At 71.2% G+C, this 17,682-nt stretch carries 21 protein-coding genes and 1 pseudogene; 11 read left to right on the top strand and 11 right to left on the bottom strand.

Annotated elements, in window-relative coordinates:
- On the bottom strand, positions 1–289 hold a 289-nt coding region (locus Vau01_RS54535), incomplete at its 3' end, for a LysR family transcriptional regulator (protein WP_204009836.1).
- 74 nt (positions 290–363) lie between these two features.
- Between Vau01_RS54535 and Vau01_RS54530 the strand changes: the two genes are divergently transcribed.
- Positions 364–984 carry a LysE family translocator gene (locus tag Vau01_RS54530; RefSeq protein WP_204009820.1) on the top strand — a complete coding sequence of 207 codons (621 nt, stop codon included), beginning with the start codon at positions 364–366 and terminating at the stop codon, positions 982–984.
- Here the strand turns inward: Vau01_RS54530 and Vau01_RS54525 are convergent.
- Genes Vau01_RS54525 through Vau01_RS54510 form a run of 4 tightly spaced genes read right to left on the bottom strand, consistent with a single transcriptional unit; the run spans position 968 to position 5,291 of the window.
- Positions 968–1,966 (bottom strand): NAD-dependent epimerase/dehydratase family protein, encoded by a 999-nt coding sequence (locus Vau01_RS54525; protein ID WP_204009817.1) that lies wholly within the window; start codon positions 1,964–1,966, stop codon positions 968–970. The genes Vau01_RS54530 and Vau01_RS54525 overlap by 17 nt on opposite strands.
- A gap of 10 nt (positions 1,967–1,976) precedes the next feature.
- Positions 1,977–3,419 (bottom strand): APC family permease, encoded by a 1,443-nt coding sequence (locus Vau01_RS54520; protein ID WP_204009814.1) that lies wholly within the window; start codon positions 3,417–3,419, stop codon positions 1,977–1,979.
- Between the two features lie 44 nt (positions 3,420–3,463).
- Positions 3,464–4,144 (bottom strand): response regulator, encoded by a 681-nt coding sequence (locus tag Vau01_RS54515; RefSeq protein ID WP_204009811.1) that lies wholly within the window; start codon positions 4,142–4,144, stop codon positions 3,464–3,466.
- Entirely contained in the window at positions 4,137–5,291 is a 1,155-nt protein-coding gene (locus tag Vau01_RS54510) for a sensor histidine kinase (protein WP_204009808.1), read from the bottom strand. The genes Vau01_RS54515 and Vau01_RS54510 overlap by 8 nt, the downstream gene beginning before the upstream one ends.
- A 131-nt stretch (positions 5,292–5,422) precedes the next feature.
- On the opposite strand from Vau01_RS54510, the gene Vau01_RS54505 reads away from it, so the two are divergent.
- Positions 5,423–5,929: a hypothetical protein gene (locus Vau01_RS54505; RefSeq protein WP_204009806.1), complete on the top strand. Its 507-nt coding sequence runs from the start codon at positions 5,423–5,425 to the stop codon at positions 5,927–5,929.
- Here the strand turns inward: Vau01_RS54505 and Vau01_RS54500 are convergent.
- Positions 5,926–6,570 (bottom strand): response regulator transcription factor, encoded by a 645-nt coding sequence (locus Vau01_RS54500; RefSeq protein WP_239152762.1) that lies wholly within the window; start codon positions 6,568–6,570, stop codon positions 5,926–5,928. The genes Vau01_RS54505 and Vau01_RS54500 overlap by 4 nt on opposite strands.
- Before the next feature lie 110 nt (positions 6,571–6,680).
- On the opposite strand from Vau01_RS54500, the gene Vau01_RS54495 reads away from it, so the two are divergent.
- Entirely contained in the window at positions 6,681–7,205 is a 525-nt protein-coding gene (locus tag Vau01_RS54495) for a hypothetical protein (RefSeq protein WP_204009804.1), read from the top strand.
- A 13-nt stretch (positions 7,206–7,218) separates the two neighbouring features.
- On the opposite strand, the gene Vau01_RS54490 is transcribed toward Vau01_RS54495, so the two are convergent.
- Both Vau01_RS54490 and Vau01_RS54485 read right to left on the bottom strand, forming a co-directional pair.
- Positions 7,219–8,115: a hypothetical protein gene (locus Vau01_RS54490; RefSeq protein ID WP_204009802.1), complete on the bottom strand. Its 897-nt coding sequence runs from the start codon at positions 8,113–8,115 to the stop codon at positions 7,219–7,221.
- On the bottom strand, positions 8,115–8,630 hold the full coding sequence (locus Vau01_RS54485) for a SigE family RNA polymerase sigma factor (protein WP_204009800.1): 516 nt from the start codon (positions 8,628–8,630) through the stop codon (positions 8,115–8,117). Before Vau01_RS54485 ends, Vau01_RS54490 begins: the two co-directional genes overlap by 1 nt.
- A gap of 85 nt (positions 8,631–8,715) precedes the next feature.
- On the opposite strand from Vau01_RS54485, the gene Vau01_RS54480 reads away from it, so the two are divergent.
- The 3 genes and pseudogenes from Vau01_RS54480 to Vau01_RS54470 all read left to right on the top strand — a co-directional run bounded on the left by Vau01_RS54480 (position 8,716) and on the right by Vau01_RS54470 (position 10,913).
- Entirely contained in the window at positions 8,716–9,372 is a 657-nt protein-coding gene (locus Vau01_RS54480; RefSeq protein ID WP_204009798.1) for a class I SAM-dependent methyltransferase, read from the top strand.
- 48 nt (positions 9,373–9,420) lie between these two features.
- Positions 9,421–9,720: pseudogene (locus Vau01_RS54475) on the top strand (LexA family protein); the annotation flags it as partial.
- 47 nt (positions 9,721–9,767) lie between these two features.
- Positions 9,768–10,913 (top strand): NAD(P)/FAD-dependent oxidoreductase, encoded by a 1,146-nt coding sequence (locus Vau01_RS54470; protein ID WP_239152764.1) that lies wholly within the window; start codon positions 9,768–9,770, stop codon positions 10,911–10,913.
- Here the strand turns inward: Vau01_RS54470 and Vau01_RS54465 are convergent.
- A complete protein-coding gene (locus Vau01_RS54465; protein ID WP_204009793.1) occupies positions 10,907–11,530 on the bottom strand; it encodes an aggregation-promoting factor C-terminal-like domain-containing protein in 624 nt (207 codons plus the stop codon). The two genes, Vau01_RS54470 and Vau01_RS54465, sit on opposite strands and share 7 nt — an antisense overlap.
- A 74-nt stretch (positions 11,531–11,604) precedes the next feature.
- On the opposite strand from Vau01_RS54465, the gene Vau01_RS54460 reads away from it, so the two are divergent.
- Genes Vau01_RS54460 through dapB form a run of 3 tightly spaced genes read left to right on the top strand, consistent with a single transcriptional unit; the run spans position 11,605 to position 13,895 of the window.
- A complete protein-coding gene (locus tag Vau01_RS54460) occupies positions 11,605–12,528 on the top strand; it encodes a helix-turn-helix domain-containing protein (protein WP_204009790.1) in 924 nt (307 codons plus the stop codon).
- Positions 12,525–13,070: a dihydrofolate reductase family protein gene (locus Vau01_RS54455; protein WP_204009787.1), complete on the top strand. Its 546-nt coding sequence runs from the start codon at positions 12,525–12,527 to the stop codon at positions 13,068–13,070. The genes Vau01_RS54460 and Vau01_RS54455 overlap by 4 nt, the downstream gene beginning before the upstream one ends.
- 21 nt (positions 13,071–13,091) lie before the next feature.
- Positions 13,092–13,895 carry a 4-hydroxy-tetrahydrodipicolinate reductase gene (gene dapB / locus Vau01_RS54450; RefSeq protein WP_204009784.1) on the top strand — a complete coding sequence of 268 codons (804 nt, stop codon included), beginning with the start codon at positions 13,092–13,094 and terminating at the stop codon, positions 13,893–13,895.
- Here dapB and Vau01_RS54445 read toward each other — a convergent pair.
- Entirely contained in the window at positions 13,892–14,938 is a 1,047-nt protein-coding gene (locus tag Vau01_RS54445) for an aldo/keto reductase (RefSeq protein WP_204009782.1), read from the bottom strand. The two genes, dapB and Vau01_RS54445, sit on opposite strands and share 4 nt — an antisense overlap.
- A gap of 68 nt (positions 14,939–15,006) precedes the next feature.
- Between Vau01_RS54445 and Vau01_RS54440 the strand changes: the two genes are divergently transcribed.
- Positions 15,007–15,645, top strand: a complete 639-nt coding sequence (locus tag Vau01_RS54440; RefSeq protein ID WP_204009780.1) for a TetR/AcrR family transcriptional regulator — start codon at positions 15,007–15,009, stop codon at positions 15,643–15,645.
- On the opposite strand, the gene Vau01_RS54435 is transcribed toward Vau01_RS54440, so the two are convergent.
- The gene (locus tag Vau01_RS54435; protein ID WP_204009779.1) at positions 15,616–17,034 is read right to left on the bottom strand and encodes a DHA2 family efflux MFS transporter permease subunit; all 1,419 of its coding nucleotides are present in this window, start codon (positions 17,032–17,034) and stop codon (positions 15,616–15,618) included. The two genes, Vau01_RS54440 and Vau01_RS54435, sit on opposite strands and share 30 nt — an antisense overlap.
- Before the next feature lie 77 nt (positions 17,035–17,111).
- Here Vau01_RS54435 and Vau01_RS54430 point away from each other — a divergent pair, with 77 nt between their 5' ends.
- Positions 17,112–17,675, top strand: a complete 564-nt coding sequence (locus Vau01_RS54430; RefSeq protein ID WP_204009767.1) for a TetR/AcrR family transcriptional regulator — start codon at positions 17,112–17,114, stop codon at positions 17,673–17,675.
- The last annotated feature ends 7 nt before the right edge of the window (positions 17,676–17,682 follow it).

Here is a 17,682-nt window from a genome sequence, read left to right as displayed (position 1 = left end):
CCAGCCGCACGCGTCCGGCGTTCAGCCCGACCAGCGCGGACAGTTCCGTCGTCGCGGAGTCGACCCGGCCGATGATCTCGGCGGCGCGGTCGGCCAGCAGGCGGCCCGCCGGGGTGAGCCGGATGCCCCGGCCGACCTTCTGGATCAGGCGGGTGCCGACCTCGACCTCCAACCGCGACAGGTGATGGCTGATCGACGGCTGGGTGTACTGCAGGTCCTTGCCGGCGGCGGTGACCGACCCGAGGCGGCGGACGGCGTCGATCACGCGGAGCTGGACGAGCGTCACCATCCATAGATTCTAAGCATGGGACACCACCGGTTTTGGCATTGGACCTATCGATCGCGGGCGGCCATCGTCGTCCTATGACGACTTTCGCGATTGCCGCGCTGGTGCTGATCATGCTGCCCGGCCCGGATCAGGCCCTGATCACCCGCAACGCACTGGTCAGCGGCCGGGCCGGCGGGGCGCTGACCATGATCGGCGGTGTGCTCGGCCTGGCCGTGCACGCCGCGGCCGCCGTGTTCGGGCTGTCGGCGCTGCTGCTCGCCTCGGCGACGGCGTTCACCGTATTGAAGATCGTCGGGGCGGTGTACCTGCTGTGGCTGGCGGCGCAGATGCTGTGGTCGGCGCGGCGTTCGTCCAAGAAGCCGGTGGACGACGAGGCAGGCGCGGTGCCGGCGCACCGGTGGGCGCACCTGCGGCAGGGCTTCCTGTCCAACGCGCTCAACCCGAAGGTGGCGCTGTTCTTCGTCACCTTCCTGCCGCAGTTCATCAGCGCCGACAGCGCCTCGCCGGCGGCCGAGGCGATGCTGCTGTCCGCGGTCTTCGCGGCGCTCTACCTCGCCTGGTTCGGGCTGTACCTCACGGCCGTCGACCGGCTGGGTCGCTGGCTGCGCCGGCCGCGGGTGAAGGCGCGCGTCGAGCGGGTCACCGGGCTGATCCTGGCCACGGTCGCGGTCCGGCTGGCTACGACAACCCACTGACGTGGGCCGACAGGATCCGGGACGCGTCGGGACCCAGGTCGACGTCGCCGTGCTCGGCGAGCCACGCCAGCCCGTCGGCGATCGCCTGCAGCGAGGTGTACCGGGGCGCGTAACCCAGGTGCCGGCGCGCCTTGTCGATGCTCATCGAGTGGCTGCGCACGATGTGCTCCCACGACGCGTCGGCGAGGTCGCCGTCGGTGCCGGCGCGGAACTGCTCGAACGGCATGAACCGCAGGTCGGCCTCGTGCCCGAACCAGCCGGCGACCGCGGTGGCGATGCCGCGCAACGTCATCGCCCGCTCCGACACCACGTTGTAGGCATTTCCGGCGGCCACGTCGGGCCTGTCGAGGGCGAGCTGGAACGCCTGGGCGACGTCGTCGGCGTGGACGTGGTGCACGGTCTCCAGGCCGAAGTTGGGCATGTCGACCGGCTGGCCGGTGGCGAGCCGGTGCCACACCGCCAGGTCGAGGTTGCCGACCGCGTTGATCATCGGCCAACCGGGCCCGGTGATGTGGCCGGGGCGCAGCACGACACAACGCAGGCCGTCCGACTCGGCTTCGGCGAGCAGCAGGTCTTCGATCTCGGCCTTCCACGTGCCGTAGTCGCCGAACGGGCCGCGGTGGTCGGCCTCCGTGGTCGGCACCGCGGAACTGGGACCGTGCACCCAGATCGTGCCGCAGTGCAGCAGCAGGCCGACGTGGCCGCGCAGCCCGTCGACGAGCTGTGCGGCGTCGGCCCGGGTGAAGCAGGTCATGTCGACGACGACGTCGGCCTTGAGGTCGGCGACGGCGGCCGGGAACGCGTCGGCCAGTTCGTCGCGGTCGAGCACGACGCGCCGCACGTCGGCCCACGCCTCGTCGGGACGGTAGGGCTCGCGCAGCCCGCGGCTCACCGCGATGACGTCGTGCCCCGCGCGCACGAGCCGCGGGACGAGGTACGTTCCGACATGGCCGGTGGCACCGATGACCACAACGCTCGACATGCCCCCGAGTCTAGGTCCGTCGGCCGTGACCGATGGCGGCGAACACCGTGGGGCGGTTGCGCCGCAGGTACAACGCCCAGCCGACGCCGAGCGCGGCGACCATCACGTACAACGACTGGAAGAACCACCCGAACACCGAGTCGTCCTCGATCTGGAGCAGGTCGCCGAGCCCGATCGTGGTGGCCAGGAGCACCAGCGTGAGCACCACGAACGCGATGCGCGGCGCGATCCGGGACCGCCACGGGCTTTCCAGCCCCGGCCGCTGCCCGAAGAACGCGATGACGGCGCCGCAGGTCCCCCACATCAGGATGAGCACGCCGTATCCGCCGGCGGTCGTCAACCACGCGAACAGGTGCACCAGCGGGTCGACGCCGGCGGCCGCGTAGATGGTCAGCACGACGAGGGCGACGGCGCTCTGGGTGAGCGAACCGGCGACCGGCGCCGACGTGCGCGGATGGGTGCGGGCCCAGAGCTTCGGCAGCACCCCCTCGCGGCCGAGGGCGAACTGGTAGCGGGCGATCGCGGCGTGGAACGCGAGCAGCGCGGCGAACACACTGGTCAGGAAGAACACGTAGCCGAGGCTGATGAACACGTCCGGCACGTGTGGGTCGACGAGCGTGAACACCAGATCGGTCTCCTCGGCCTTCGCCGTCGCGACGATCGAGTCGACGCCGGCGCCGACCGACATCGCCCACGCGGAGAGCCCGATGAAGATGCCGGGCAGCAGCACGGCCCAGTGGGTCGCCCGGGCGATCGTGTGCTTCGGGTCCTTCGCTTCTTCGGAAAGCACCACGGTCGCCTCGAAACCGACGAAGCCGGCGATAGCCAGAACGAGCATCGCGGCGGCCTCGCCGCTGAAGAGGCCGGCCGGGTTGAGCGTCGAGACGGTGAAGCCGTCGGCCGGGTGGGCGAGCATCACCAGGTCGTAGACGACGACGATGGCGAACTCGGCGGTCAGCAGCACGGCGAGCACCTTGCCGTTGAGGTCGACTCGCAGCAACCCGAGCACCGCGACCGCGAGCCACGCGACGAGCGCGCACACGAACCAGTTGGTGGCGACGCCCACCTCGCCGAGAATCCCTTCGGCGATGACGCCGAACAGGCCGAACAGGCCGATCTGCATCACCGAGTAGGCCACCAGCGCGATGAACGCGGCGGCCATGCCGGGCAGCCGCCCGAGCCCGTGGGTGATGTACGTGTAGAACGCGCCCGAGCTGACGATGTGCCGGCTCATCGCCACGAACCCGACGGTGAACAGCGACAGGATGGCCGCGGCCGCGAAGTACACCACAGGTACGGCGGTACTCTCGACGACCGCGTAGATCGTCGACACGGCGCCGAGGATGACGGTCAACGGTGCGGCGCCGGCGATGCCGAAGAAGACCACCGCGGGCACGCCGAGCCGGTTGCGTGCCAGCGCCTGCTGCGAGTCGGCTTTCTGCAAGAGGGCCATAGCAAAGAGTAACGTCAATGCGACTGTACGTATAGATGTCGATTTCAGTCGCCGCCCGGCACGACCAGGCCGCTCTCGTAGGCGCACACCACGAGTTGGGCCCGGTCGCGCGCCGAGAGCTTGAACAGCAGCCGGCTGACGTGGGTCTTCACCGTGTTGAGGCTGACGACGAAGTGGTCGGCGATCTCCGCGTTCGACCGGCCGGCGGCGACCTGGACGAGCATCTCGCGTTCCCGCTCGGTCAGGTCGTCGAGGCCCGTCGGCGCGGTGGCGTCGCGGGTGCGGCCGGACGTGCGGCGGACGAACTCCGCGACCAGCCGGGTCGTCACCCGCGGGGTCAGCAGCGCCTCGCCGTCGGCGACCACCCGGATCGCGCTGAGCAGGTCCTCCGGCGGGGTGTCCTTGAGGATGAACCCGCTGGCTCCGGCGCGCAGGGCGGCGAAGACGTGCTCGTCCTCGCCGAACGTCGTCACGATCAGGACGCGGGCGTCGATGCGCGGGTCGTCGGCGATGTGCCGGGTGGCTTCGAGACCGTCCATCACCGGCATGCGGATGTCCATGAGGAGGACGTCGGGTCGCAGCGCGCGGCACTGGCGGACGGCCGCGGCGCCGTCGGCGGCCTCCCCGACGACCTCAAGGCCGGGTGACGTCTCGAGGAGCACCCGGAAGCCGGCGCGCACCAGGGCCTCGTCGTCGACGACGAGGACGCGGATCGGGTCACTCATGGGGGTCCACCGGAAAGTGGACGCGCACGGCGAACCCGCCGCCGGGCCGCGGCCCCGCCTCGACCGTGCCGTCGTGCAGCGCGACCCGGTCGCGCATCCCGGCCAGCCCCAACCCCGAGCCCTCGCCGGCACCGGTTTCCCCAGCCTCGTTCACGACGGAGACGGTGAGCCCGTCCGGCTCCCGGACGACGTCGACCACCGTCGGCACCCGACCGGCGTGGCGGACCACGTTCGTCAGCGCCTCCTGAACGACCCGGTACGCCGACTCCTCGACCAGCGGCGGCACCGCGGCATCGGCCGGCATCGTCTCGGCCGGCACGGTGAGCGTGATCCGGTACCCGTCGGCGCGCAGCCCGTCGACCAACGACCGGACATCGGCGAGCGACGGACGCTCGACGGCCGGCGCACGATCGGCGGGAACGCGGATCGACTGCAGCACCGCGCGCAACTCGTCGAGCGCGCCGCGGCTGGCCGTCTCGATCGAGGAGAGCGCCAGCCGGGCCTCGTCGGGCCGCTGGTCGAGCACCATCCGCGCCACGCCCGACCGTACCGCGATCATGCTCAGCGTGTGCGACACGATGTCGTGGACGTCGGCCGACACCCGCAACCGCTCCTCGGCCCGGATCCGGCGCTCGGCCTCCCGCGCGCGTTGCTCCGTCTCCTCGCGGAGTTCTTGTTCGGCCCGTCGCCGGGCGCCGAACGCGCTGCCGATCAACCAGGCCGGTACCGCGAGCGCGAGCTGGATCGCATTCTGGTCGGAGACCAGGTGCAGCTGCATCGCGGCGAGTTCCGCGACGGTGACCAGTCCGACGGCGGCGGCGCTCACCCGCAGCGACGCGGCGCGCGGCAGCCGGTCGGCCACGGTCAGCACCGCGATCGCCAACGCCGGTCCCGCGTTGTTGCCGTACGGGGTGAACCGGACGTCGGCGAAGACCGCGATCACGAGCACGAGCGACACGATGACGAGCACGGGCACGGGCGCCGCCCGCCGGGCCAGCAGCGGCACGGTCGCCGCGGCGCCGAGCACCGCGATCGCCGCCGCCGGCCCGTGCCCGGTGCCGCGCACCAGTACGGGCAGCGTGAACAGCACGAACGACCCGAGCGCGAGGGCGACGTCGAGCAGATCGGGCTTCGGAAGGCGGCGCATGCCGATCACGCTAGCCAGGCCCCACGACGCGGGCGTCACGCTGGAGAATGACGGGGCATCCCGCGAGGGACCGCCCGGATCATTCCGTGGTGTGACGCCCGGAACCGGGTGCGGCGACGAGCGTCTTCGTCATGACGACACTCTCCCGCACCGCCGTCCTGGTCGCCGCCGCCGCCACGACCCTCGGTCTGGCCAGCGGCCTCTCGTGGTATCTCAACCGGGACGAGGAGATCAACCCGCACACACCCGGCACCGAGGCCTGGATCCCGCATCTCATCGTGCTCGCCGTGGTGGCGGTGTGGTTCTGGTTCGCGGCGCGCCGCAGCCCGCAGGGTTGGAAGGTGATCCTCGCGCCGCTCGGTCGCCCGATCGCCGCCCGCATCGCGGCGACGTACCGGGCCGGCTTCGGCCCGCTGAACCTGCTGCGCTGCCTGGTGGTCGCGGTCATCGTGACCCTGGAGGTGTTCATGGCCTGGCGCATCGGCCAGCAGGTCTTCGCCGGCCTCGACCCGAACTTCGTCCACGACGCGTGGGGCGGCCCGTCGTATCCGGGCGCGATGTTCTGCCACTACCTCGACGGCGCCCTGCTGTACGCGGTCTGCCACACCCTGCTGCGGGCCGTGACCGTCAAGGCTTAGGTCCTGCTCCATACCCAGGCGGCGATGCCCACCCGGTTCGGCGCGTCGACCTTGCGTTGGATTGTCGCCAGGTGGTTCTTGACGGTGCCGGGTGACAGAAACAACGTGGCGGCGATCTGGGCGTTGCTTTTGCCCTGGGCGACCAGGCGGGCGATCTCGGTTTCGCGGCCGGTGAGCGGTGCCAGGGGGAGGTCCGTCGGCGGGGTTGTCCGCTCAGCCCGGAACGTCCTCAGTAGACGGACGGTGACCTGCGGGCTGATCAGCGCGTCGCCCGCGGCGGCGGCGCGGACCGCCTCGGTGAGCAGCGCCGGGCCGGATCGCTTGAGGATGAAGCCGCAGGCGCCGTTGTGGAGCGCGGTGTGCACGTACTGGTCGACGTCGAACGTCGTCACCACGACCACCTGCATGGGGTTCGCCACGCCCGGGCCGGCCAGGAGGCGGGTGACCGCCAGCCCGTCGAGGCCGGGCATGCGGATGTCGGCCAGTACCACGTCGGGCCGCAGGTCGCGGGCGAGTGCCACGGCGGTGGTGCCGTCGGCGGCCTCCGCGATCACGGTGATGTCCGGCTGGGCGTCCAGGATGATGCGGTACGCGCTGCGCACGTCCTCCTGATCGTCGGCGATGAGGACCCGGATCGTCACCGCGCCACTGTATGAGGCGGCCGCCGGGTCGCGCATGTGCCGATCGGCACGGTCGAACACGGGCTCAACGGCATCTACGAACGGATCGGCGCCGCAAACAGACTCGGGGCATGAAGATTCGTCTCGTCCTGGCCGCCGTCGTCGCGTCCGTCGCGTCCGTCGGTGTCGCGGCCCCGGCCCGTGCCGACATCCCGGAGCCGCCACCGCGGCCGACCACCCCCGGAGCGTGGATCACCGGCGTCGGGCAGTTCGTCTACCACGAGGTCAACGTGGAGGGCCACCGGATCACGTTCGGCGTCGCGGCCGGGGTCACCCGTCACGGCACCGCGTACGGGGTGCTCACGTACCGCCACGCCCTGCCCGACGGAAAGCTGCTGGCCTCCGGGTGGGCCGACGTCACGTGCGTCAACGTGCACGGCGACACGGCGCTCGTCACCGCGGTGGAACCGGACGAGCGGAGCATGCTCGTCAACCACGGCTTCTACCTGAAGATCATCGGTGGTGACCGGATCGAACTGGTGCAGACCGGCGGCGACCCGACAGAACCCGCGCGGCGTCACTGCGTCGACACCGCCGACGTTCCAGGCATCAACCGGTACCCGGTCCGACCCGGTCACTACGTGTTCGGCTCGTAGAACGACCGTCAGTTCACTTGAACGGAACCACCTTCGCCGGGCGCTCGGCGGTGACCGGCAACCCGTAGTCCGAGAACTCGATCGTCATCTCGGACTCGGACTTGTCGAGGCGGCCCTTGATCGTCGACTCCCAGGTTCCGGCGATCGCCACCTTCGCGATGCGGCCGTTGCCGTCGAGGGTTATGTCGCCGTTGTACACCGATTCGCCATTGATGTACTTGAAATGCAGCGTGCCGTCGGGGTTCTCGGTGATGGTGGCGTCCGCGTCCCGGAGCGCCTTGAGCAGCGCGGTCGGGTCGGCCGCGGTGGCGCCGAGAACCGGCATCTGGTACAGGCCCCAGTCGAGCCGGTCGAACGTGCCCGGGTGCTGGCCGTAGACACTGTACGGCTCGTGGTCGCCGGTGGGCGTCTTGCCGTCGGGACGAGGTTCGGTGCCCTGGTAGCGGGTCCCGTTGATGAGCAGTTCGGTGAAGATGCCGTACTCGACGACGGTCCGCGCATATCCGGTGGTCGTCCTGGGGTCGAAGGCGCCCTCGGTGACGGTCGGGGTGCCGGGGCCGGTGCGCTTGCCGTCTTCGATCGCCCAGCCCCGGCTCGTGAACCTGATCCGGTAGCTGACGCCGTCGCTGGCGGTGGCGGCGTTGGCGAGCCGGAGGGCGGGCGTGTCGGCCCGGGCGATCGGCGGCGCCTTTTCCGCCGTGCCGCCGTTCAGGGAGTCGCCGTTCAGGGTGAGGCCGGCGACCAGCGCGCCGGCGACCCCGATCACGCCGAGGCCGTACCCGAGCCGGACCATCGCCGCCCGCCGGCGGTACCGTCGCCGGGCCCGGCCGAGGACGTCGTCGGTGAGCGTGACGGTGCGCATCTCCTGGCGCATGCCGGCCGCCAGGTGTTCCTCGAGGTTGGTCGTCATCACATTGCTCCGTTCGAGACGGGAAACGCTTCCCAGGTGGCAGTGAGGTCGCGGAGCCGGGCCAGCCCCCGCGAGGCGGTCGACTTGACGCTGCCGATCGAGCAGCCGAGCATCTCGGCGGTCTCCGCCTCGCTGCGCTGCTCCCAGTACCGCAGGACGAGCACGGCGCGTTGCCGCGGCGGCAGTTGCGCCAGCGCCGCGACGAGCGTCTGCCGCAGGGCCACGGCGCTGCCGGGGTCGGCGGGGCCGGCCCGCTCTTCGGTCCCAAATACTTCGGGACGCCGTCTGCGCCGGCGCCAGTCGTCGACGGCCAGGTTGTACATGATCCGTCGCAGGTAACCCTCGCGGTCCTCGCGGACCCGGTTCCACGACCGCATCAGCCGCTCCAACGCCGACTGGAGCAGGTCCTCGCCCGCCGCGCGGCTGCCGGTCAGCAGGACCGCGGTGGCCAGCAGTGCGTTGCCGCGCTCGGCGACCAGTGCTTCAAGCCCATCGAAGCTCCGCTTCCATAGCACAGGTTCTCCCTTCGTCGCGGTTCATGACGACGCGGCCGCGGGAAAGGTTGAGCGCCGGTCCGGGAATTCTCTAGGGTGCGCACCCATGGACGCCAAGACCGACGAACTCCGGGACGCGCACGACGTTCTCGCCCCGCTCTACGCCGAACGCCTTGCCGACGCGCTCGACCGGGATCCCGTCGACCGGGCCGTGCTCGGCCTGTTCTGCGACGTGGTGGCCGGCGCCGGCCTCGGTACGGATGTCGGTGACGTCGGCTGCGGCACCGGCCGGCTCGATCCGTTCCTGGCGGCCCGGGGGCTCGCGCCGCGCGGTGTCGACCTGTCGCCGGAGATGGTGCGGCTGGCCCGGCGCGACCATCCCGAGTTCGAGTACGACGTCGCCGACGTGCGCGACCTGCCGTTCGGCGACGCGTCGCTGGCCGGGGTCGTGTGCTGGTACTCGCTGATGTACCTCGCGCCCGGGGACCGGCCGGCGGCGTTCACCGAACTCGCGCGCGTCGTGCGGCCGGGCGGGTATCTGGTGACCGCGTTCAAGGCGGGCGACGGGCAGGTCCGGCGGGGCGCGCGCACCCTCGATCTCGGCATCGGGTTCGACGTCTACTGGTTGTCGCCCGGGGAGATGGAGCGGCGGGTGACCGACGCCGGATTCGAGCCGGTGTTCCAGGGTGGCCGCCCGGCCGCGGACGGTGAGGGGCAGCCGCAGGGTTTCCTCGTCGCCCGGCGGGTGCCGTCGAACATATGATCTAACCTGCGATATGGTGCGCGGATGTCCATGGAGGCCGACGGGGAATTAGCCCTGCCACTGACGCTCGTCGGCCACGGCACGCTGTTCGCGCTGCGCGTCCACGACGACTCGATGGTCGAGGCGGCGATCTGCGCCGGCGATGTCGTGGTCGTCCGCCAGCAGGCCGTCGCCGCCGACGGCGACATGGTCGCGGTGCGGATCGACGGCGAGGCCACCGTCAAGGTCTACCGGCACACCGCCGACGGCCACGCCGAACTCGTCCCGCGGAATCCCGCGTACCAGCCGGTGCCGGCCGACGGCGCCGTGATCCTCGGCAAGGTCGTCTCCGTGCTGCGCCGGTTGTAGATCTCTCTCCGGGCAGGTCACAGCGGGGTTAGGCTTCCGCGGTGGCGATGCGCGTGGTGGTGTTGGGCGCCGGGTTCGGCGGTCTCGAGTTGGCGACGACGGTGGCCGCGCGGTGCGGAACCGAGGTCGACCTGACGCTCGTCGACCGGTCCGAGGGGTTCGTCTTCGGGTTCTCCAAGCTCGACGTGATGTTCGACCGCACGTCGCCCGACCGGGTGCTGCACCGGTACGCCGACCTCGCCGACCGCGGTTACCGGTTCGTGCCGGCCACGGTCACCGCGATCGACCCCGAGCGGAAGCGGGTCGAGACGACCGGCGGGACGTTCGACGCCGACATCCTCGTCGTCGCGCTCGGTGCCGACCTGGACCCGGCCGCCACCCCCGGGCTCACCGCGGGCGGGCACGAGTTCTACACCGTCGCCGGCGCGTTCGCCGCGCGGGACGTCCTCAGGAACTTCGCCGGCGGCCGGGTGGTGGTCGCGGTGACCTCGACGCCGTTCAAGTGTCCGCCGGCGCCCAGCGAGACCGCGCTGCTCATGCACGAGTACCTCACCGCGCGCGGGCTCCGCGACGGCTCGGACATCTCCCTGGTGATGCCGCTGGGTACGCCGATCCCGCCGTCGCCCGAGGCGTCGGCCGCGGTGCTGGCCGCGTTCGAGGAGCGCGGGATCCACTGGTACCCGGAGCGCCTGGTGCGCGCCCTCGACCCGGCCACCAGAAAGGCCCTGCTCAGCGACGACAGCGAACTGCCCTACGACCTCTTCCTCGGCGTGCCGGCGCACCGCGTGCCCGAGGTCGTCGCCGCCGCCGGAATGACCGTCGACGGCTGGATCCCGGTCGACCCGCTGACGCTGGAGACCAGGTTTCCCGGTGTCTACGCGGTCGGCGACGTGACGAGCGTCGGAACACCCAAGGCGGGCGTGTTCGCCGAAGGCCAGGCCGCGGTGGCGGCGGAGCGGATCATCGCCACGATCCGGGGTGACGAGCCGCGGACGCACTACGACGGGCGCGGCATCTGCTACCTCGAGTTCGGCCACGACCGGGTGGCAAAGGTCGACGTCACGTTCCGGTCGGGGGAGCGCCCGGTCGGCGGGCTGGAGGGTCCGTCCACCGACCTGGCCGCCGACAAGAGCGACTTCGGCGCGGAGCGGATCGCGCGATGGTTCGGCCGCGAGTGGACGCCGGTTCAGTAGGAGCCGGTGGACTGCGACGTCGCCCACGCCCTGCACGGCGTGTTGTACTTCTGGGCGATGTAGCCGAGCCCCCACTTGATCTGGGTGACCGGGTTCGTCTCCCAGTCGGGGCCCGCCGAGGACATCTTGCTTCCGGGGTAGGCCTGCGGGATGCCCAGCGCGCCGGAACTCTTGTTGCGGGCCTTCTCGTTCCAGCCGCTTTCCTTGGTCCACAGCTTGTCGAGGCAGCCCATCTGCGCGAGATCCCAGCCCTTGGCCAGCACCATCGCGCAGCCGGTCTTCCGGTTGCCGCTGTAGACGTTGCAGGACTCGGGCGCCGGCGGCGCGGTCGCACCGGGCTTCTTCGACTGGCTCGGGCTCGCCACCTTCTTCGCCTGCTCGGCCGCGGCGACGGCGGCCTCGTCGGCCTTGCGCTGGGCGGTGTCGCGGGCGGCGCGTTCGGAATCGGCGCGTTCCTGGTCCTGGCGGGCGAGATCGGCGGCATCGACGGTTCCGGCCGGGGTGTCGGCGCCGGCCCGCTCGGCGGGACCGTCGGCGGTGACCGCCACCCCACCGGCGACGGCTCCCACGAGGAGGAGCACGCCCAGGGTTCGGTGCCAGTGCACCAGCCGGATCACCCCGAACACACTAGCCGGGGCACCTGAGCAAGAACGGTCGGGTCCGGACCGGTCCGGACGCCGATACTCGAACCATGGTCGATGTGGGTCGTGACCGGCTCCGGGAACTGCTCGACGCGGTGCTCGCCGACGGCGAGTCCCGAACGCTGGAAGACATGGCGGGCGACGCGTTCGTGTCCCCGTTCCACTTCAGCCGGCTGCTGTCGCGCCAGACCCACGAGCCGCCCGTCGCGATGCGCCGGCGGGTGCTGCTGGAGCGGGCCGCGTGGCAGTTGCGGCACGGGTCGTCGGTCGCCGACGCGGCGTGGGCGGCCGGATACGACTCGGTCGAGGGGTTCTCGCGGGCGTACTCGCGCGCGTTCGGTCACCCCCCGAGCCGACCCGCCGCGCGGCACTGGTTGCCGGCGCCCAACGGCATCCATTTCCATCCGCCGATCTCGTTGTGGGTCGACTCGACCGAACACACGACGAACCCGCTCACCGAACAGATGGTCCGGCACGACCTCGACGACACGCGCGCACTGCTCGAATACGCGAAAGGTCTGACCGACGCCGAGCTGCGCGCGGTCCGGTTGCCCGGTGCGGTGGTACTGCCATGGGACGGCGGGGAGGAGACCATCGACGACGTGCTCGCCAACCTGGTGTGGGCGAAGGAGATCTGGCTCGCGTCGATCGAGGGACGCGATACGCCGCAACGCTTTCCCGGCTCCGAGCTCCTCGACCGGCACGACGCCGTCGCCGCCTCGTGGCTCGCGATGGTGCGCGACCTCGACGCGCGCGGCGCGTGGAACGACCGGCTGATCGACGCGTTGTGCGACCCACCGGAGAGTTTCGTGATGAGCAGCGTCGTCGCGCACGTGCTGACGTACTCGGCGCACCGCCGCCAACTCGTGCGGCACATGCTGCGCGCCGCCGGTCACACCATCGGCGCGGGCGATCCGATCATGTGGCTGCGCCGGCACCGGAACGAAGAAACGACAGGAGACGATCTCGCGTGACGAAGACGACGTACTACACCGCCAGCACCCTCGACGGATTCATCGCCGACGAGCACCACTCCCTCGCGTGGCTGCTGAAGCAGGACATCGACAAGGAAGGGCCGATGAACTACGACGAGTTCTTCGCCACGGTCGGCGCGATCATCATGGGCGCGTCGACGTACGAGTGGATCGTCCGGCACCACGTCGACAAGGGCGAGGCGTGGTTCTACTCCCAGCCGTCGTGGGTGTTCACCCACCGCGACCTGAAGGGCATCGACGGTGCCGACATTCGGTTCACCCGGGCCGACGTCAAGGCCGTGCACGCGGAGGCGGTCGCGGCCGCGCAGGGCAAGGACATCTGGGTCGTCGGCGGCGGCGACCTGGCCGGCCAGTTCGCCGACGCGGGACTGCTCGACGAGGTGCTCGTCAACTACGCGCCGGTGACCCTGGGCGCGGGCGCGCCGCTGCTGCCGCGCCGCCTCGACCTGACGTTGCGCGAGACGGCGCAGAACCGCGCGTTCGTCATGGCCCGCTACGACGTCGTCGGCAAACTGTCGTAGCGAACGGCTAGTGTCGGCGGCGTGTTGAACGTGTGCTTCGCCGGCGTCACCGGATGGACGGCCGCCGCAATCGTCCCGGCCATCGGTGCCGCCACCGACCTTGCGCTCACGTCGGGTGTCTCCCGCTCCGCGGCCGGTCGCAGCCTGGCCGAGGTCACCGGCCTCGACGTCGACGGCTCGGTGTACGCCACCGTGCCGGCGGCCCTCGACGCGGCGGCGGTCGACGTCGTCGTCGACTTCACCAAGGCCGGCGTGGTGCGCGACAACGTGTGGGCGGCGGTCGCGGCCGGCAAGCACGTGGTGATCGGCACCAGCGGCCTCACCGCCGACGACTACGCCGAGATCGACAAGCACGCCCGCGAGCACGGCGTGGGCGTGCTCGCGGCGGGCAACTTCTCGGTCGGTGCGGCGGTGCTGCGGCGGGCCGCCGCGCTGGCCGCCCGGCACGTGGCGCACTGGGAGATCATCGACTACGCGAGCGCCGCAAAGGGCGACGTGCCCAGCGGCACCGCGCGCGAACTCGCCGAGACCCTCGGCCAGGTGCGGCAACCGGGCGGCGCGGTGCCGCTCGCCGACCTGCACGGCCCGGTCGAGGCCCGCGGCGCCGACGTCGCCGGGTCGCGGGTCCACTCGGTTCGGCTGCCCGGCTTCGTCGTGTCCACCGAGGTCGTCTTCGCCGGTGTCGGCGAGCGCGTGATCATGCGGCACGACCCCGGCCCGTCGGCCGACCCGTACGTGGCCGGCACCCTGCTCGCGATCCGCCGGGTGGGCGAGGCCGTCGGCGTGCGCCGGGGCATCGACTCACTGCTGTTCGACGAGTCCTAGCCGTTCGACCAGCACAGCGGGGGATTGAGGCGGGCGAAGCCCTCCTGGCGGTAGTACGGGAAATGCGGGTAGGGCGCGGTTCGCGTGCTCACGGCGTCCAATAGCTTTTGTTGTTCCGAAGAGAGCGACCACCCGATGGCGCCGAGGTTCTCGCGGAGCTGCCGCTCATCGCGGGCGCCGACGATGACCGACGCGACCGTCGGGCGGTGCAGCAGCCAGTTGAGCGCGATCTGCGGGACCGACCGGCCGGTTTCCGCGGCGATTCCGTCGAGGACGTCGACGATGTCGAAGAGCCGCTCGTCGTCGACCGGCGGGCCGAACTCGGCGGTCCGGTGCAGCCGGCTGCCGGCGGGCAACGGCTGGCCGCGGCGGATGCGGCCGGTGAGGCGACCCCAGCCGAGCGGGCTCCAGACGAGCGCACCAACGCCCTGATCCTGCGCGAGCGGAAGCAGGTCCCACTCGTAGTCGCGACCGACGAGCGAGTAGTAGACCTGGTGGGCGACGTAGCGCGGGTAGCCGTGGCGCTCGGCGATCGCGAGCGACTTCATCAGTTGCCAGCCAGCGAAGTTCGATACGCCGATGTAGCGGACCTTGCCCGCCCGCACCAGATGGTCGAGCGTCTGGAGGGTCTCCTCGATCGGCGTCCCGGCGTCGAAGGCGTGCAGTTGGAACAGGTCGATGTGGTCGGTGCCGAGACGCCGGAGCGCGGCGTCGGCCGCCGTGATGAGCCGGGCCCGGGAGGTGCCGGCGTCGCCTGGGCCGTCGCCGGTGGGCAGGCCGGTCTTGGTCGACAGGAGCACGCGGTCGCGCCGGCCCTTGATCGCCGCGCCGAGCACCTCCTCGGACGCGCCGTCGGAGTAGACGTCGGCGGTGTCGAAGAGCGTGATGCCCGCGTCGAGGCAGATGTCGATCAGCCGTCGCGCGTCCTGCACGTCGGTGCTGCCCCAGGCCCCGAACAACGGGCCGTGGCCGCCGAAGGTGCCGGCCCCGAAACTCAGTGCCGGGACGCTCAGCCCGGACGCGCCCAGCCGCCTGTACTCCATTTTCTCTCCTCTAAAGGTACTCTGGTTCCGTTAAGTTCCACCCTACTTAACGGAACTGGAGTACCGATATGGCGGAGCCCACACCTGTGGTCGGCACTGTGCGCCCCGGTGGCCGGACCGCCCGCGTGCGGGCCGACGTGCTGCGCGCCGCCGGCGACGTGCTGGCTACCGAAGGTTTCGGCCGGCTCGACCTGGCCGACCTGGCCCGCCGTGCCGGGGTCGGCAAGACCACCGTGTACCGGCGGTGGGGAACGGTGGCCAACCTCGTCGCCGACCTGCTGGCCGACATGGCCGAACAGTCGCTGCCCCGCACCGAGACCGGCACGCTCGACGGCGACCTGCGCGCCAACGCCCGGCTGGTGCAGCGCACGCTCACCGATCCCCGCCAGGGTGCGCTCTTCAAAGCGGTGATCGCGGCCGCGACCTGCGATCCGCACACGGCGGCGGCGCTGCACTCCTTCTACCGGGTCCGCATCGAGGAGTGGGTGCCGTGCGTGCGGCAGGCCATCGAGCGGGGTGAGCTTCCGGCGGACACCGACGCGCACGAGGTCATCCGGGCGGTGTCGGCGCCGCTCTACTACCGCGTGCTCGTCTCGGGCGATCCCGTCGACGAAGCCGCCGCCGACCGCGCTGCAGCAGCGGCGGTGGCGGCGGCCCGGTCGGGCTCGTTTCCGAGCTCAGCTACCGGCGGCCTTGCGTCCCGGTAGGAAGGCGGCGATCACGGCGCCGACCGCGATGATCGCGGCGCCGACCATGACCGCGGGGACGATGCCGTCGACGAACGACTCGCGGCTCGCGTAGCCGCCGTTGGAGCTGAACACCGAGGCCAGCACCGCGACGCCCACCGCCACGCCGAGTTCCCGGATGGTGTTGTTGGCGCCCGAGGCCACGCCGCGGAGGTTCTCCTCGGTGCTGGCCAGCGCCATCGTGCTGATCGGTGCGAAGGTCAGGCCCATTCCGATGCCGGCGAGCACGAACGCGATCACCAGGTCGGAGTAGTCGACGGTGGTGGTCGTGGCGGCGGCGATCCAGAAGACGCCGGCGGCGAGCGAGATCTGCCCGGCCACGATCAGGTTCCGCAGGCCGAGCCGGTCGGCGAAGATGCCGGCCAGGGGAGCCACCACCATCGGGGCCATCGTCCACGGCAGCGTGCGGATCCCCGCGTCCAGCGGGCTGAGCCCCTGCACCACCTGGAAGAACTGGGCCAGGAGGAACACCGAGCCGAACGCGCCGGCCGAGAACGTCAGGGTCACGACGTTCACCAGGCTGAAGCCCCGCGACCGGAACAGGCGCAGCGGCAGCATCGGCGCCTTGGCCCGCCACTGCCAGGCGATGAACGCGGCGATCAGCACGGCACCGCCGGTGAGCATGCTCAGCACGCGGGTGGAGGTCCAGCCGTGGTCGGGTCCGTCGATGACACCCCAGACGAGCAGCAGCATTCCGGCGGCCGACAGCACCAGGCCGAGCGGGTCGAGGCGCACCGCGCCGCCGCGCGACTCGGGCAGGACGGTGGCGGCGAGGACGACCGCGAGCACCCCGACGGGCACATTCAGCCAGAAGATCCAGGACCAGTCGAGACCCTCGACGACCGCACCGCCGACGACCGGGCCGACCGCGACACCGAGTCCGCTGATGCCGCCCCAGATCCCGACGGCCGCGCTGCGCATCCGGTCGGGGACTGCCTGTGCCAGCAGCGTCAACGACAACGGCGCGACGGCCGCACCGGCGAGGCCCTGCACCGAGCGGGCCGCGATCAGCTGCCACGGCTCGACGGCGATGGCCGCTGCGGCCGACGCCAGCGTGAAGACCGCGATGCCGGCGATGAACATGCGCCGCCGGCCGATCCGGTCGCCGAGCGCGGCGGCGGTGAGCAGGAAGGCGGCGAACGGCAGCGTGTAGGCGTTGACGAACCACTGCAGGTCGGTGATCGACGCGCCCAGCGACGTCCGGATCACCGGCAGCGCCGTGGTCACGACCAGGTTGTCGAGCGTGACCATGAAGACCGGGATCCCGACCGCGGCCAGGATCCAGCCGATGTTTCTCCGCCTCTTGTGCTCTTCGTGTTGGCCCGGCCGGTCCATGGTGAGCGTTGACATGATCATCACCTCTTGTGGTTATCCACTGATAACTAAGCTCTTCGGTGAATGTAGTTATTGACTGATAACATGTCAACATGTCGAGGACCCGCCTTACCGCCGAAGAGCGCTCCGAGCAGCTGATTGCGGCGGCCGTCACGGCGTTCAGCGTCGGCGGGTACGCCGGCACCACCACCGACCAGGTGGCCCGGCTGGCCGGCGTCTCCCAGCCGTACGTGATCCGGCTTTTCGGTACCAAGCAGGCGTTGTTCATCGCGACCGTCGAGCACGCGTCGGCCCGCATCGAGCAGGAGTTCCGGGCCGCCGGCGCGGTGCGGCCCGACCTGGAGAGCCTCGGGCAGGCGTACGACGAGATCCTGGCCGAGCGCGAGCTGGTCACCGTGCTGCTGCACGGGTTCACCGCCGGGTCCGACCCGGTGATCGGGCCGGTGGTGCGCGGGTGCTTCGGCCGCATCTACACGGCGGTCCGCGAGATCACCGGCGTCTCGACCGACGAGGCGCGCGAGTTCATGGCGATGGGCATGTTGCTGTCGGTGCTCGACGCGCTGCAGGTGATCGGGCCCGGTGCGGTTCCGGCCGAGCCGTGGATGGCGGATCTACTCGGGAGCATCAAGGGGATCGAGAAGGCACGGCCCGCTTGATTTCCCC

This window comes from Virgisporangium aurantiacum, assembly GCF_016863635.1.
Lineage (GTDB): Bacteria > Actinomycetota > Actinomycetes > Mycobacteriales > Micromonosporaceae > Virgisporangium > Virgisporangium aurantiacum.
Note: the sequence above shows the minus strand (reverse complement) of the source record. Positions and strands in the feature narration are given on the sequence as shown.

Coding starts and splice junctions, on each gene's coding strand:
- Vau01_RS54530 (WP_204009820.1), top strand. CDS start 364: ATGACGACTTTCGCGATTGCCGCGCTGGTGCTGATCATGCTGCCCGGC.
- Vau01_RS54525 (WP_204009817.1), bottom strand. CDS start 1,966: ATGTCGAGCGTTGTGGTCATCGGTGCCACCGGCCATGTCGGAACGTAC.
- Vau01_RS54520 (WP_204009814.1), bottom strand. CDS start 3,419: ATGGCCCTCTTGCAGAAAGCCGACTCGCAGCAGGCGCTGGCACGCAAC.
- Vau01_RS54515 (WP_204009811.1), bottom strand. CDS start 4,144: ATGAGTGACCCGATCCGCGTCCTCGTCGTCGACGACGAGGCCCTGGTG.
- Vau01_RS54510 (WP_204009808.1), bottom strand. CDS start 5,291: ATGCGCCGCCTTCCGAAGCCCGATCTGCTCGACGTCGCCCTCGCGCTC.
- Vau01_RS54505 (WP_204009806.1), top strand. CDS start 5,423: ATGACGACACTCTCCCGCACCGCCGTCCTGGTCGCCGCCGCCGCCACG.
- Vau01_RS54495 (WP_204009804.1), top strand. CDS start 6,681: ATGAAGATTCGTCTCGTCCTGGCCGCCGTCGTCGCGTCCGTCGCGTCC.
- Vau01_RS54490 (WP_204009802.1), bottom strand. CDS start 8,115: ATGACGACCAACCTCGAGGAACACCTGGCGGCCGGCATGCGCCAGGAG.
- Vau01_RS54480 (WP_204009798.1), top strand. CDS start 8,716: ATGGACGCCAAGACCGACGAACTCCGGGACGCGCACGACGTTCTCGCC.
- Vau01_RS54470 (WP_239152764.1), top strand. CDS start 9,768: ATGCGCGTGGTGGTGTTGGGCGCCGGGTTCGGCGGTCTCGAGTTGGCG.
- Vau01_RS54460 (WP_204009790.1), top strand. CDS start 11,605: ATGGTCGATGTGGGTCGTGACCGGCTCCGGGAACTGCTCGACGCGGTG.
- Vau01_RS54445 (WP_204009782.1), bottom strand. CDS start 14,938: ATGGAGTACAGGCGGCTGGGCGCGTCCGGGCTGAGCGTCCCGGCACTG.
- Vau01_RS54440 (WP_204009780.1), top strand. CDS start 15,007: ATGGCGGAGCCCACACCTGTGGTCGGCACTGTGCGCCCCGGTGGCCGG.
- Vau01_RS54435 (WP_204009779.1), bottom strand. CDS start 17,034: ATGTCAACGCTCACCATGGACCGGCCGGGCCAACACGAAGAGCACAAG.
- Vau01_RS54430 (WP_204009767.1), top strand. CDS start 17,112: ATGTCGAGGACCCGCCTTACCGCCGAAGAGCGCTCCGAGCAGCTGATT.